Origin of the sequence: Bacillus sp. RC240, assembly GCF_044907945.1 — a bacterium.
In the GTDB taxonomy this organism is placed as follows: Bacteria; Bacillota; Bacilli; order Bacillales; family Bacillaceae_G; genus Bacillus_A; species Bacillus_A mycoides.
The window spans coordinates 1,521,448-1,534,837 of sequence record NZ_JBIYCT010000001.1 but is presented as its reverse complement, the minus strand read 5'-3'; the positions used below and the strand labels follow the sequence as shown (position 1 = coordinate 1,534,837).

The window sequence follows — 13,390 nt, the reverse complement described above, 5'->3', positions numbered from 1 at the left end:
TGTTTCGTAAGAAGGAATGTTGAAAAGCGCCGCTGTTTCCCTAATAGATGTCCCTTGTTCGTTCATATAATTAAGTACATCTAGTTTATACTGGGTAGAGTAGGATGTATAGCGTTTTTCAAAAGCATTTTCACCTAAGGCTTCATATTGTTTAATCCACTGATAGAGCATACTGGGGTGAACATCAATAGATTTAGCAATTGTTTTTCCACCTTCAGTCCCCTCTAAATATCGTCTTATCGCTCGTATTTTTTCTTTTGAAGAAAGTTTAGCCATTAAAAAGTGCACCTCCGATTGTTAGACTGTGTCTAACAATCGGGGTGCACTTCATTTTTGATGGCTTTTACTTTCTTTCGTATAAAAATATTCAAATATAATAAAATGTAAAAATCGTAAATTTCTAAAAAAATTTGTGTAATAAAATAAATAAAGGAGGTATGTGTGGATAATTTTGATTTTCAAAAAATTCTATTTAAAAATATGTTTTTATTTTTCAGCCAAATATGTTACTATATGTGTGATAAAAACAAAGAGGTCTGACAACTAAACTCCACGTTATAACACTCTAATGACTTGAATATTCAAAAAAATAAAAAAATAATAATTAGAGTAAGAATAAGGGGAATGGAGAAATTATGGAGAAAGACATTGCTTTGTAAGGGGCATATTTTATCATCTTGAGCAGAGAGGAGGATGCATAGCATATTGTGAAAAGAGAGATAAACAATGAAAAAGTGCTATGCAAATGAAAAGCATGAAGGGACGTTTAAGGCCAGGTGATACGGTAGCGATTGGTTTAATGTTATTTGCACTATTTTTAGGGGCAGGAAATTTAATTTTCCCGCCAGTTTTAGGTCAACAAGCAGGAGAAAATGTTTGGATTGCTACAATTGGATTCCTTGTAACGGGAGTCGGATTACCCCTATTAGCTGTAACAGCTGTCGCGTTTGTAGAGGGAGACTTGAAAGCGCTATCTTCTAGAGTTCACCCTATATTTGCGTTTATTTTCCCATTGATTAGTTATTTAGCGATTGGACCATTTTTCGCGATTCCGCGTACTGGAGCTGTTTCATTTGAAATGGGTATGAAGCCATTTCTATCAGAGGCAATGGTTTCTGAGTGGTACATGCTATTTCTTTTCACTATAGTTTTCTTCGGAATAACGTGGTATTTATCATTAAATCCATCTAAATTAGTGGATTGGTTCGGGAAATTTCTTACACCATTGTTAGTATTGATTGTTGCTGTTATTGTCGGAAAGGCAATTATTGATCCGATTGGAGAACCAGCTGCACCGCTAGCGGCATACAAAGAAAATGCTTTCTTTGGTGGATTTATTCAAGGATATTTAACGATGGATGCAATTAGCGCGCTCGTATTTGGAATTGTCGTTGTACAAGTTATCCGCTCTAAAGGGATAAAAGAGAGTAGTCAAGTTGCAAAAATAACAATTGTATCAGGTATTATTGCTGTACTTGGTTTAACGTTAATCTATTTATCACTTGCTTATCTTGGTTCAACAAGTACATCACTTGGGATCTCAGAGAATGGTGGACTTATTTTAACGAATGTTGTAAATGAGTTATATGGAACAAGTGGTAAAATTTTATTAGGACTTGTTATTATACTCGCTTGTTTAACAACTTCTGTTGGATTAACATCTGCTTGTGCGGGCTTCTTTACAAACGTATTCCCAAAACTTTCGCATAAAACGATTGTAACAATGGTATGTGTGTTTAGTTTAATTGTATCTAACTTAGGTTTAACACAATTAATCGCAGTCACTTTACCAGTGTTAATGATTATTTATCCAGTTGCAATCGTATTAATCGTACTTTCATATTTCCATAAATGGATTGGAAAGCGTAATACAATATATATTGGAGCTATTCTAGGTGCGTTGTTAATTAGTTTCTTTAACGGTTTAGAAAGTGCGAACATTAAAATTGATGCGATTTCTAATGTGCTACAAATGTTACCATTATATAAAGAAGGAATAGGATGGCTAATCCCATCATGTATTGGCGGGATTCTCGGTTTCTTCTTCTATAAATCAAATGAATTAAGTGAATTACAAAAGAAAGGTGCTTAGGCGCCTTTCTTTTTTTAAAAGGGGATTTTTATGTTTTGTCTAAGTAATAATTGGGAGGAATGATAAAATGGCTAATTTTGAAGATTTTTTAACTTTTGATGTAAGAATTGGAACAGTAACACAGGCAGAGGAATTTAAAGAAGCGAGAGTGCCAGCGATTAAACTAGAAATTGATTTTGGGGAGCTTGGGGTCAAGCAGTCCAGTGCTCAAATTACGAAAAGGTACGGCCCAGAAGATTTAATCGGTCAGCAAATTGTTGCTGTTGTAAATTTTCCGCCAAAGCGTGTAGCTGGATTTAAATCGGAAGTGCTTGTATTAGGTGGAGTTCCTGAAGCTGGTGATGTTGTGTTGCTTCAGCCTAATATGGAATTGCCAAATGGAACGAAAATTAGTTAGTGTGAAGGTAGGGGTAAACATGGATATCGGACGAGAATATTTACAATGTGCCATTTCGAATTTCAAGGCAACACAAAAACAAGGAGAACGTGTACTTTCTCAATTATCTTATGAACAGATAATGTGGTCTGCTTATGAAGAGACAAATAGTATCGCGATTATTATTAAACATTTACATGGTAATATGCGTTCAAGATGGACGGAATTTTTAACGTCTGATGGCGAAAAAATAGATCGTAACCGAGATGGTGAATTTGAAGGTGGGTACAATTCAAAACAAGAAGCGCTTGCTGCGTGGCAAGAAGGGTGGGAGTATGTCTTTAAAACGATGGATACTTTAACAGCAGAGCAGATTTTGCAGAAAGTATACATTCGCGGAGAAGAACACACTGTCATGCAAGCGATCGAAAGGCAAATTTCTCATTATGCTTTACATATTGGACAAATCATTTACATTGGTAAAATGTTAAAAGAAAATGAATGGGAGTGTTTAAGCATTCCTAGAGGTCAATCTACTAGTTATTTACAGAAAAAACGTTCAACGTAATAATAGGAAAGAAACCGATATAAAATAGGAAGCAAAAAAATAAGCCAATTGATAGAGGGCTCCGTGAACATTAGAATGCTGCCAGCAATAAGCCCATATGTAATAAGAAAGAAACCAAAGAGTGTATTTATAGGAATAAAACGTGAGACAAATAATTGCTGATTTTTGAAACAAGTGTTGTGAAACAAATAAAAGCGGAAATGCCATGTAGAGGTAATAAGATCTTTCCTTCTCGTTATTCTTTTTTTACATTTATGACAGATGAACGGTGGTTGCATTTCATTACGCTCCATTTTTTATATTTGTAATAATGTAAGACAAAAGTAAGTATAAAGTGTATGTTCCTATATACGCTCCTGCAATAAGGAAAAATGGATTCAGTAAAATTCCATGAATGCTTGTCATGAAAACTAAATTTTGTATTAAAACATCATATATATTAATAGAAATAATTGTCCCGAGTACATACAGTGCTAAGTATGCGGAAATATGTAGCACAATACGAATTTTAGGATGTAAAGCAAACAAATAAAAAATAAATGATAAGACGATCGGTAATGTTCCTATTAGTAGCTTCAATTCATTTCACCTCATTAACAATATAGCCGGAATTTAAGCGGTCTATTCTCTAGAGCTTGTACATAACTTGAAATAGAGAGGGTGATAGTATGAATCGAGGCTTTTTTTACGTGAAATTAACAAGTGTACGCAAGTTAATTATATTTATTATTACTACGGTATTAGCGACTTTCTTTCTTATTAGTGTAATGGTAACTTCCATGAAAGAGACAAAGTCAACGTATTTATATAATTGGTTAAATGAGTTATCAATGAATGGTTACATGTACGTTATTGGGAAAGAGAATCATTATTTTACACAGGAGTACCGGAATTTGAATCAAGACTTTTCTATTTCTTCATTCCTCTTTTCGATGGCTACGAATATTCGTTTTGATGATGTACGTAGTTTTGTCGGGAAAGAACTTCCGGGATTTGGGAAATATGAGACAGAAATCGTTATAGCAGGTGAAGGAACAAATTATTCCAACTTACCGATAGAATCGAGTGTTCCTCTTGAAGAAGTAGTGAAGGAACGGACTGGAGAAGCTGGACAAGTTCCTAAGCCTGATCCGAATAAAGAGAAGAAACAACCAGCTCAAACGACTGGAAAAAGACAAGTTGCATTGATTTATCATTCACATAGCTGGGAATCTTATTTGCCGTTACTTAACTTAACGAATGATCCAAATCCAAATAAAGCAACGAGTTCTGTAACGAATATTTCAATAGTTGGCGATCGATTGCGAGAACAGTTAGAAAGTGAAGGGATCGGTGCTACTAACGATAAAACTGATGTTGGTCAAAAATTAATAAGTAAAGGATTAAATAGTAATAGTTCTTATAAACTGTCACGAGAAATTGTACAAGAAGCGATGGCTGGTAATAAAGAACTCCAATATTTTTTCGATTTGCACCGTGATAGTGCACGGAAAAATGTCACGACAAAAACAATTGGAGATAAATCATATGCAAAGCTTGCTTTTGTAATTGGGAAAGGTAACAAAAACTATGAAAAAAACTTACAATTAGCAACTGCGTTACATGAGACGATTAGTAAGAAATATCCGGGAATGAGCCGTGGTGTAATTCAAAAAGGATTCCAAACAGGAAATGGAGTCTACAATCAAGACCTATCAGGACAAGCGATATTAATTGAAGTTGGCGGGGTAGATAATACAGAGGAAGAATTAAATCGATCAATTGATGTACTTGCTAAAGCATTTGGAGAATATTTTTGGCAAGCTGAAAAAGTGAATGGATAAAGCGAAAATTTGATCGGTGAGTGCTCATTCTACTGATTAGTAGCCCTTACGAATCAGGCTACCCGTTAATACGGGATAAACGTAAGCAAGAAGCTTACGTTTATTTGTTTGTTTGTTCATAATCTATAGGTAGAAATAAATGTCACATTATAGACAAAATTCCCTATTATTATATTGATATCGAAATTTGTCTATTTATAGTAAGAAATTTAAAAAGGAATTTTCGGAATAGTGGAGAAAATCTTTTTACAAGGAAAATTTTTAACTAACAGAATGGGTAGGGGATCAAGGTGATACGAGAGATTAGAGTAGAAGATGCAGCATCATTTTTACAATTAAGTAAGCAGTTAGACGAAGAAACGAAATTTATGTTATACGAACCAGGGGAAAGAAAAATCACAGTAGAGCAACAAGAAAAGATGGTCCACCGTTTTATAGAAAATGAATATGCAACAATATTTGTAGCAGTTGAAGATGATAGAGTAGTTGGATTTATTTTAGCCAATGGTAATGATGTTCAAAGAAAGAGACATGTGGCAGGCATTGTAATTGGTATTTTGCAAGAGTATAGTGGCCGAGGTATTGGAACGAGTTTGTTTAAAGAAGTAGAGAAGTGGGCAAGATTACATGATGTATGGCGTTTAGAATTAACGGTAATGGCCCACAATACAAGAGCTCAGGCACTATATAGCAAAATTGGATTTGAACAAGAAGGTGTCAAAAAATCTGCTCTTATCATCGATGGAAAAGGTGTCGATGAGTATGAAATGGCCAAATTATTAAAATAAGAGGTCGTTATATGAAAAAAAGATGGGCACTACTTGGTATCGTAGCGATGATACTGATCATTGGAGTAGCAGGAATAAATTATAAGATGTACAAGGATCAAGAGGCGAAGGAAGTAAATGTAAATAATATATTTCCGAAAGCTAAAGAAACGATTGCTAATATGGATGGGGATATCGCAGTCATTAGTAATCCAAATTCGATGCTTGTACTTGTGAATAAAAATAGGCGTTTACCAGATGGGTATAGACCGCCAGATTTAGTTGTTCCGAAAGTACGTTACTCTAGTGAAGGTGATCAAGAGAAGAAAAAGATGAGGAAAGAGGCAGCGGCGGCACTTGAGGAAATGTTTCAGCAAGCCAATAAGGAGCGGATTTTCCTTTTTGCAGTCTCTGGATTTAGATCTTTTGATCGACAAAAAGCATTAAATACGATGTATAAAAGACAAGATGGAGAAGCAAAGACAGCGATGTCTAGTGCAGTCCCTGGTACGAGTGAACATCAAACAGGACTAGCTATGGATATTACATCTCAATCTGCTAAATTTCAGCTAGAAACTGTTTTTGGGGAGACGAAAGAAGGAAAGTGGCTTTCTGAAAATGCCCATAAATTTGGTTTTGTTATTCGATATACGAAAGAGAAAGAAGGGATTACCGGTTATCGTTATGAACCGTGGCATGTACGGTATGTTGGGAATCCGCAAGCTACATATTTATATGAAAACCAACTGACGATTGAAGAAGTAACGCAGTAATGAATTGAGGGGAGAGGGCTAAGATGACGATGTTATATAAGAAAAAGGTACATGCATATATTACGAGAGAAAAAGAAGGGGTTATGCAACTACTCGTTTTTAAACATCGTGATATACGAGAGGCTGGTATCCAAGTGCCAGGCGGGACAGTAGATGAAGGCCAAACGTTAGAGGCAGCAATTTTACGTGAAGTACAAGAAGAGTCAGGACTACGCCATTTTTGTATCGAGCGCTTCCTTTCCGATTACATTATTTTTGTGAAAGAAAAAAAGGAATATCAAAAACGTCATTTTTTCCACATTTCATTATTAACAGATGTGAAAGATACGTGGGAGCATATAGTGAGTGCTGGTGAGGAAGACAAAGGTTTAGTATTTTGTTATGAGTGGGTTGATATTAACAAATGCCCTGAATTAGCAGGTAAACAAGGCGAGTTTTTACATTTGTTAGAAGAGGTATATGTAAAATAATAAAAAGGGTCTGAGGCGATATTGTATTCGTTTCAGACTCTTTGTATTTCTCTGGAAATTAAAGGTTTTTAAACTGGTGAGTTGAATTCCTGTATAGGGATAGTAGTTGTTAATACGAGGAGCGGAGAAAATGAAAAAGTAATAGACATACGTCATATATAAAAGGGCTTATAAAAGGAGAATGAAAATGGAAATTCAGTTCAATACCCTACTGCAAAAAGAATTAACAATTCATGATATTCAAAAGGAAATGGAAGCTGGGAAGTTAACTTCAAAAGAACTAGTCATGTATTATCTTCATAGAATCGCAAAGTATGACCAAGATGGACCGAAAATCAATTCTATTTTAGAAATCAATCCAGATGCTATCTTTATTGCAGAAGCGTTAGATTATGAAAGAAAGACAAAAGGTGTAAGAGGTCCATTACATGGTATACCTGTTTTACTTAAGGATAATATTGAAACGAATGACTCGATGCATACAAGTGCTGGTACGATTGCCCTAGAACAAAATATAAGTAGTGAAGATGCATTTCTCGTTACAAAACTTCGAGAAGCAGGTTCAATTATAATAGGTAAAACAAATATGACAGAACTAGCAAATGCAATGTCTTTTGAAATGTGGGCTGGATATAGCGCTAGAGGTGGTCAAACAATTAATCCTTACGGTACAGGAAAGGATGATATGTTCGTTGGTGGCTCAAGTACAGGGTCTGCTATAGCAGTTGCCGCTAACTTTACTGTATTATCCGTTGGAACAGAGACAGATGCTTCTATTTTGAGCCCAGCTGTTCAAAACTCGGTTGTAGGTATTAAGCCGACTGTTGGGTTAATTAGTCGTAGTGGAATTATTCCTTTCACTTATTCACAAGATACAGCTGGGCCATTTGCTAGAACAGTAACAGATGCTGCTATTTTACTAGGGAGTCTAACTGGGATGGATGAGAAGGATGTAGCCACTCATAAAAGTGAAGGCATGGCATATCAAGATTATACATCTTATCTTGATGCTAACGGTTTAAAGGGGGCTAAGATTGGTGTATTTAGCAATGCGCCAAAAGATTATTATGAATCTGGAGAATACGATGAAAAATTGTTTAAGGAAACGATTCAAGTTTTACGTAGTAAGGGAGCGACAATAGTAGAAGATATTGATATTCCATCTTTTCATAGAGAATGGAGCTGGGGAGTTCCGCTTTATGAACTGAAGCATAGCTTAGATAACTATCTTTCTAAATTACCTTCTACTATTCCAGTACATTCTATTTCGGAGTTAATGGAGTTTAATAAAAACATAGCAGAAAGAGCTTTGAAATATGGACAAACTAAGTTAGAAAGAAAAAAAGATTTTCCTAATACGTTAAGAAATCCTGAATATTTAAAGGCAAGATTAGAAGATATATACTTTTCGCAAAAACAAGGTATTGATTTTGCATTGGAAAAATATAATCTTGATGCGATACTGTTCCCTTCTTATATAGGATCTACTATATGTGCGAAAGCAGGTTATCCGTCTATAGCAATGCCTGCGGGATATATGGATAATGGGAGGCCTTTTGGAATTACTCTTGCAAGTGCTGCTTTTAGTGAAGGGGCATTAATTAAACTAGCATATGCTTTTGAACAAGCGACAAAACATAGGAAGATTCCCAACTTGTCATGAATAGAATAAACAAAAAGGACAGGAATTCCTGTCCTTTTTGTTTTATTGATTAAAGTGAAATATCTTTCTGCTCCGTCTTCTGATATTTTAATAAGTTAAAGGATAAACAAGCAGAACATAAAATAAGAAAAGCGGCGATAATATAAATAGTACGAACGCCGAACATATCAGTAATAATTCCAACGCTAAGCATAGAAAGACCAGAAGCTGTCGAGAGAAGTGCACCATGAGCTGTATACATCTTCGATAATAAAGAAGGAGTGACGCTTGATTGTAAAACCGTCGTTTGAGAAATATCTCTAATTTGATAACATGGTCCCATTAGAACACAAAGAAATAGAGCAATAAATCCGCTACTTGTCATACCATATAAAAATGTAAGAATACTAAACATAAGAGAGCCTATCGCCATGGAGCGTATTAAATTTTTTTGAATATATGTACTCATTTTCCACGCTAATATCCCGCCAATTAATGTGCCGACGTAATAACTTGTGTTAATATATCCCCACCAATCTTCGCCTTTATGAAGAACAGTCGTTACATATGCCATCGTAATAGCACCGATCCATATCGTCCCTGCGAAAGTTTCAATTAAGTCCATAATTGTAACGATGCGCAGAGACGGGTGTTGAAATAACAGTTTCCATCCTTCTAATAATGCAGTAGTTTTCGAAGAAGTGGGTTCTGCTACTCGTTCAGCTTGTATAGATTGTAATGAAAGGTGTAATGTAATACATCCGAAAATCATCAATATGTTATTAATCATGAGTGTCGAAGTAACGCCAATGAGAAGAACAATTATGCTTGTAAATGAGTATGCAGCGGCTTGTATAATTTGTGTTGAAAAGGAAAAGACACTATTTACTTTTACTAATTTTTCTTGTGGTGTTAAGCGCGGGATAACGGCGTATAGTAGAGGAGCGCTCCAGCCACTACATAATGAAATGAAAATAACAAAAGTTAAAAGAGCAGAAATGTTTGTTGATAGTATAGGAAATAATATCATTAACAATATTAAAAGAGCTGTTTTAATCCATTGTAGAGTATATAGCAATGAATAAGATGGAAACCGATTCATTATAAGTGGTGCAGAGGTGTTCGCGATAAGATTTGTGATAACCTGTAATAATGGAAAAAGAGCAGTAATTGTAGCTGATCTAGTTGTGATATAGATGTGAGTTGTAATAATCATTATGTATACAATGTCAGCGAGAGTAATGCATATTTTGGAGCCCAAATAGTAAGTTAGTGAACGTTTAGGCAATAAGAATACCACCTTTCAAATCAATACTGCTTTTAATTTTAATTATTATAATCTGTAAGTTATATTTTTGAAAGAATTAAATTTTTTGTCATTTTTTGAAAGGGATTTTCGTGTATAATGAAGAATATATTAATATAGCATTTTATTAATGCTTGTTGTAACAGCGAATACATATAATAGCTTGTAGCAAACGCCCCCTCTATGAGAAAGGGCGGATAAACCATTCTTTTCTTCATATACATATAGAAAATGAGAAAGAAAGTGAGGGTTGCATATGGCTGGATGGATGATTTGGTTTATAATAGCGGGTATTTTATTTATTGCAGAAATGTTGTCGATTACGTTTTACATGCTTTGGCTTGGAATTGGAGCTGTTGTCGGAGGTCTTATTGCTTTGTTTGCTCCTGATGCACTATTTTTACAAGTTGTTGTTGGGGCGATTGTAAGTTTAACATTGACTTTCTTTACGAAAAGAATTTCTAAAAACTTTCGAGAAGCAAAAGGTTTTACTGATACAGTAGATAAACTTGTTGGTAAAAAGGGAATTGTTATGCAAACGATTACAAGCGAAGTGAACGGTATTGTGAAAGTGGATGGAGATACTTGGACAGCTATTTCGGATACTCCTATTGATGCTGGAGAAAAAGTCGTTGTTATACAGAGGCATAGTACTATTTTACAAGTGAAAAAGGAGAGTGAATAAATATGGCAGTAGCATTAACGTTAACGATTATTTTCGCATTGATTGTCGTTGTATTTATTGCATTGACAATTAAAATTATTTCTCAGCAAAAAGTTGGGGTCGTTGAAAGGTTTGGTAAATTTCAACGGATTATGCACCCAGGATTAAATATTCTAATCCCAATTGTAGACCGCGTTCGTGTATATCACGATTTACGTATTCAACAAACGAATGTACCACCACAAAAGGTAATAACGAAAGATAATGTACAAGTAGAAATTGATACAATTATTTTCTATCAAATTGTTGAACCAGAGCTTGCGACATATGGTATTTCAAACTATGAATATGGTGTTCGTAATATTACATCTGCAACAATGCGTCAAATTATTGGTAAAATGGAGCTTGATGAAACATTATCAGGTCGTGAAAAAATTTCAACAGAAATTCGTTTAGCACTTGATGAAGCGACAGAAAAATGGGGCGTTCGTATTGAGCGTGTCGAAATAGTCGATATTAATCCACCAAAAGATGTGCAAGTATCAATGGAAAAACAAATGAAAGCAGAACGTAATAAACGTGCGATCATTTTAGAAGCTGAAGCAGCGAAACAAGATAAAGTCCTTCGTGCTGAAGGGGAAAAACAAAGTAAAATTTTAATGGCTGAAGGGGATAAAGAAGCACGTATTCGTGAAGCGGAAGGTATACGAGAAGCGAAAGAATTAGAAGCGCAAGGGGAAGCAAGAGCGATTGAGGAAATTGCAAAAGCAGAACAAAATCGAATTGAGTTACTTCGTGCAGCAGATTTAGATGAGCGCGTACTTGCTTATAAATCATTTGAATCATTGATTGAGGTTGCAAAAGGACCAGCGAATAAAGTCTTTATTCCGTCTAATGCAATTGAAACACTTGGTACTCTTGGGGCGATTGGGGAAATCTTTAAAGAGAAACAAACGAAGAAATTACCTTCGTCAGATACAGAAAAAGAACAATAAGAGTGAGGAAGAGAAATGGGATGCCATTTCTCTTTTTTTTTTTGCGTATATTACGAAAGGCTTGTACATATCCATGTATAAAGAAGGTGATACAGTGAAGAAGTATGCAACCCGTATACATGGGAAGAAACTAATCTCGTTACTCTTTCTATATGCACTAGTCATAATTATTATTGCGTCGATTTTGACGTCGCTTTTACATACAATGAAATCGAATTACGCGAATCAATGGTTTGGAAAAGTATCGATGCAAGGTTTTGTTCAAATGATAGAAAGTGAGAATCGCTATTACGGATTTGATTATTTTAAGCAGAATAAAAGGGAGTCATTTGGAAATTTAATGTTCTCGATTGCGACGGATTTGAAAATTAAAGATTTAAGAACGTTTGTCGGTAAAGAAGTGCCTGGTATGTCAAAGTATTACTCTAACATTATCGTAGCTGGGGAAGGGACAAACTTTACGAATATCCCAAATGAATCTAGTGTACCGATTGAAGAAGTAACGAAAGAGCGAGAAGTAGCAAAAGATAAAGTTACAGAAGCTGAAAAGAATAATCCGGTTCAGAAAAAGAACGGAGCGAAAAAAGGTGAAAGTGCAGTATATATTTATCATACACATAGCTGGGAATCTTTCTTTCCGTTATTACCAGGGGCTACCGATCCATCAAGTCCAGATGTAAATGTGTCCTTACTAGGGAAACGTATGAAAGAACAACTTGAAGGACAAGGAATTCCGGTAGTTCATGATAAAACGAATATGGGGGATTTATTAGCGAGTAAAAAATGGAAATGGCCGCAATCATATAAAGCGTCTCATGAATATGTAAAAGAAACATTAGCACAAAATAATAAAATTGCGTTTCCGATTGATATACACCGTGATGATCAGCGGAAGAAGGTAACAACAAAAGTAATTAACGGGAAATCGTATGCAAGATTATATTTTATAATTGGGATGGAAAATGAAGGGCGTGCTGAAAATGAAAAAATTGCAAGAGCAATCAATAGTTATTTAGATGAAAACTATTACGGATTAAGCAGAGGAATCTTTCCAAAGTATAAAAAAGATGGAAATGGCGTTTATAATCAAGATTTATCTAAAAATGCGATGTTAATTGAAGTTGGTGGTGTTGATAATACATTAGATGAATTATATAACACAATTGATGTGTTGACGGAAGCGTTTAGTAAATATTATTGGAACAATGCGGAGAAAGTGAATGGGTGAGGAACGGGAAACCGTTCCTTTTTGTTATGGAAAGGTAAGAATGTGATATAATGGAATCTTGTGAATATTAAATGAGGAAGTAGGGGAAATATGCAAATAATATTAATACGCCACGGTGAATCAGAAGCTGATATTTTAAATGTACATGAAGGGCGAGCTGACTTTGAATTAACAGAAAAGGGAAGACAGCAAGTGCAAAGACTTGTACAGAAAGTGAAAGCAGATTTCCCGCCAGATTTCATTTGGGCAAGCACATTAAAACGTGCCCGCGAAACTGGTGAAACATTAGCAGGAGGAATTGGGTGCCCAATTCAACTAGAAGAAGAATTAATGGAGTTTAATAATGGGGTACAAGCAGGGCTATCATTTGAAGAAGCGAAAAAATATCCAGAGCCAAAATTTCTTCATGATCGTTTTGAAAACGGGGAATCATTTATTGAATTTAGAATGAGAATAGAAGGAATTTTTTCTGAAATCGTGACAGAGAATACATATGACCGAATTGCAATTGTTGCACACGGTGGTGTAATAAATAGTATTTTACGAGCGTTTTTCCAAATGCCAATTAGCATGGACTATTATTTTAAAATTGGAGATACGGGAATTAGTTTGATTGAACTTACGGATAAACAGAAAACTATTCATTTTATAAATGATACAAATCATTTAGAGGGAATGTAAGAGGA

Annotated in this window: 16 protein-coding genes; 12 read left to right on the top strand and 4 right to left on the bottom strand. The window is 35.1% G+C overall.

Annotation, left to right across the window (positions count from 1 at the left end):
* On the bottom strand, positions 1 to 276 hold a 276-nt coding region (locus ABH955_RS07875; protein WP_404491019.1), incomplete at its 3' end, for a helix-turn-helix domain-containing protein.
* A gap of 478 nt (positions 277 to 754) precedes the next feature.
* Between ABH955_RS07875 and brnQ4 the strand changes: the two genes are divergently transcribed.
* The 3 genes from brnQ4 to ABH955_RS07860 all read left to right on the top strand — a co-directional run bounded on the left by brnQ4 (position 755) and on the right by ABH955_RS07860 (position 3,036).
* Complete coding sequence (gene brnQ4 / locus ABH955_RS07870) at positions 755 to 2,092, top strand: branched-chain amino acid transport system II carrier protein BrnQ4 (protein ID WP_404443183.1); 1,338 nt, start codon at positions 755 to 757, stop codon at positions 2,090 to 2,092.
* A gap of 67 nt (positions 2,093 to 2,159) precedes the next feature.
* Positions 2,160 to 2,489, top strand: coding sequence for a chaperone CsaA (csaA, locus tag ABH955_RS07865; protein WP_404443180.1), 330 nt, complete (start codon positions 2,160 to 2,162; stop codon positions 2,487 to 2,489).
* Positions 2,470 to 3,036: a DUF1572 domain-containing protein gene (locus ABH955_RS07860; RefSeq protein WP_002165929.1), complete on the top strand. Its 567-nt coding sequence runs from the start codon at positions 2,470 to 2,472 to the stop codon at positions 3,034 to 3,036. Before csaA ends, ABH955_RS07860 begins: the two co-directional genes overlap by 20 nt.
* Here ABH955_RS07860 and ABH955_RS07855 read toward each other — a convergent pair.
* Positions 3,009 to 3,314 (bottom strand): permease, encoded by a 306-nt coding sequence (locus tag ABH955_RS07855; RefSeq protein ID WP_078178819.1) that lies wholly within the window; start codon positions 3,312 to 3,314, stop codon positions 3,009 to 3,011. The two genes, ABH955_RS07860 and ABH955_RS07855, sit on opposite strands and share 28 nt — an antisense overlap.
* A 4-nt stretch (positions 3,315 to 3,318) precedes the next feature.
* Positions 3,319 to 3,615 (bottom strand): hypothetical protein, encoded by a 297-nt coding sequence (locus ABH955_RS07850; protein ID WP_002012463.1) that lies wholly within the window; start codon positions 3,613 to 3,615, stop codon positions 3,319 to 3,321.
* Between the two features lie 89 nt (positions 3,616 to 3,704).
* Here ABH955_RS07850 and spoIIP (ABH955_RS07845) point away from each other — a divergent pair, with 89 nt between their 5' ends.
* From spoIIP (ABH955_RS07845) to ABH955_RS07825, 5 genes are all read left to right on the top strand, one after another.
* The gene (spoIIP, locus tag ABH955_RS07845; protein ID WP_404443176.1) at positions 3,705 to 4,859 is read left to right on the top strand and encodes a stage II sporulation protein SpoIIP; all 1,155 of its coding nucleotides are present in this window, start codon (positions 3,705 to 3,707) and stop codon (positions 4,857 to 4,859) included.
* Positions 4,860 to 5,149: 290 nt separating this feature from the next.
* Positions 5,150 to 5,647, top strand: coding sequence for a GNAT family N-acetyltransferase (locus ABH955_RS07840; RefSeq protein ID WP_404443173.1), 498 nt, complete (start codon positions 5,150 to 5,152; stop codon positions 5,645 to 5,647).
* 11 nt (positions 5,648 to 5,658) lie between these two features.
* Positions 5,659 to 6,399 carry a M15 family metallopeptidase gene (locus ABH955_RS07835; protein ID WP_219302082.1) on the top strand — a complete coding sequence of 247 codons (741 nt, stop codon included), beginning with the start codon at positions 5,659 to 5,661 and terminating at the stop codon, positions 6,397 to 6,399.
* Positions 6,400 to 6,422: 23 nt separating this feature from the next.
* Positions 6,423 to 6,869 (top strand): NUDIX hydrolase, encoded by a 447-nt coding sequence (locus tag ABH955_RS07830; protein ID WP_404443170.1) that lies wholly within the window; start codon positions 6,423 to 6,425, stop codon positions 6,867 to 6,869.
* A gap of 187 nt (positions 6,870 to 7,056) precedes the next feature.
* A complete protein-coding gene (locus tag ABH955_RS07825) occupies positions 7,057 to 8,532 on the top strand; it encodes an amidase family protein (RefSeq protein WP_404443167.1) in 1,476 nt (491 codons plus the stop codon).
* A 49-nt stretch (positions 8,533 to 8,581) separates the two neighbouring features.
* On the opposite strand, the gene ABH955_RS07820 is transcribed toward ABH955_RS07825, so the two are convergent.
* The gene (locus tag ABH955_RS07820; RefSeq protein ID WP_002168568.1) at positions 8,582 to 9,799 is read right to left on the bottom strand and encodes an MFS transporter; all 1,218 of its coding nucleotides are present in this window, start codon (positions 9,797 to 9,799) and stop codon (positions 8,582 to 8,584) included.
* Positions 9,800 to 10,073: 274 nt separating this feature from the next.
* On the opposite strand from ABH955_RS07820, the gene ABH955_RS07815 reads away from it, so the two are divergent.
* From ABH955_RS07815 to ABH955_RS07800, 4 genes are all read left to right on the top strand, one after another.
* Positions 10,074 to 10,502 (top strand): NfeD family protein, encoded by a 429-nt coding sequence (locus ABH955_RS07815; protein ID WP_404443164.1) that lies wholly within the window; start codon positions 10,074 to 10,076, stop codon positions 10,500 to 10,502.
* Between the two features lie 2 nt (positions 10,503 to 10,504).
* Positions 10,505 to 11,476 (top strand): SPFH domain-containing protein, encoded by a 972-nt coding sequence (locus ABH955_RS07810; protein WP_002012471.1) that lies wholly within the window; start codon positions 10,505 to 10,507, stop codon positions 11,474 to 11,476.
* Positions 11,477 to 11,549: 73 nt separating this feature from the next.
* Positions 11,550 to 12,704 (top strand): stage II sporulation protein P, encoded by a 1,155-nt coding sequence (spoIIP, locus tag ABH955_RS07805; protein WP_043313898.1) that lies wholly within the window; start codon positions 11,550 to 11,552, stop codon positions 12,702 to 12,704.
* 90 nt (positions 12,705 to 12,794) lie between these two features.
* On the top strand, positions 12,795 to 13,385 hold the full coding sequence (locus ABH955_RS07800) for a histidine phosphatase family protein (RefSeq protein ID WP_404491018.1): 591 nt from the start codon (positions 12,795 to 12,797) through the stop codon (positions 13,383 to 13,385).
* Positions 13,386 to 13,390: the final 5 nt, after the last annotated feature.

What these genes read in the sequence shown, in the direction of transcription:
- ABH955_RS07800 (WP_404491018.1), top strand. Translation starts at nt 12,795, where the DNA reads ATGCAAATAATATTAATACGCCACGGTGAATCAGAAGCTGATATTTTA.
- ABH955_RS07810 (WP_002012471.1), top strand. Translation starts at nt 10,505, where the DNA reads ATGGCAGTAGCATTAACGTTAACGATTATTTTCGCATTGATTGTCGTT.
- spoIIP (WP_043313898.1), top strand. Translation starts at nt 11,550, where the DNA reads ATGTATAAAGAAGGTGATACAGTGAAGAAGTATGCAACCCGTATACAT.
- brnQ4 (WP_404443183.1), top strand. Translation starts at nt 755, where the DNA reads ATGAAGGGACGTTTAAGGCCAGGTGATACGGTAGCGATTGGTTTAATG.
- csaA (WP_404443180.1), top strand. Translation starts at nt 2,160, where the DNA reads ATGGCTAATTTTGAAGATTTTTTAACTTTTGATGTAAGAATTGGAACA.
- ABH955_RS07855 (WP_078178819.1), bottom strand. Translation starts at nt 3,314, where the DNA reads ATGCAACCACCGTTCATCTGTCATAAATGTAAAAAAAGAATAACGAGA.
- ABH955_RS07815 (WP_404443164.1), top strand. Translation starts at nt 10,074, where the DNA reads ATGGCTGGATGGATGATTTGGTTTATAATAGCGGGTATTTTATTTATT.
- ABH955_RS07860 (WP_002165929.1), top strand. Translation starts at nt 2,470, where the DNA reads ATGGAACGAAAATTAGTTAGTGTGAAGGTAGGGGTAAACATGGATATC.
- ABH955_RS07825 (WP_404443167.1), top strand. Translation starts at nt 7,057, where the DNA reads ATGGAAATTCAGTTCAATACCCTACTGCAAAAAGAATTAACAATTCAT.
- spoIIP (WP_404443176.1), top strand. Translation starts at nt 3,705, where the DNA reads ATGAATCGAGGCTTTTTTTACGTGAAATTAACAAGTGTACGCAAGTTA.
- ABH955_RS07835 (WP_219302082.1), top strand. Translation starts at nt 5,659, where the DNA reads ATGAAAAAAAGATGGGCACTACTTGGTATCGTAGCGATGATACTGATC.
- ABH955_RS07830 (WP_404443170.1), top strand. Translation starts at nt 6,423, where the DNA reads ATGACGATGTTATATAAGAAAAAGGTACATGCATATATTACGAGAGAA.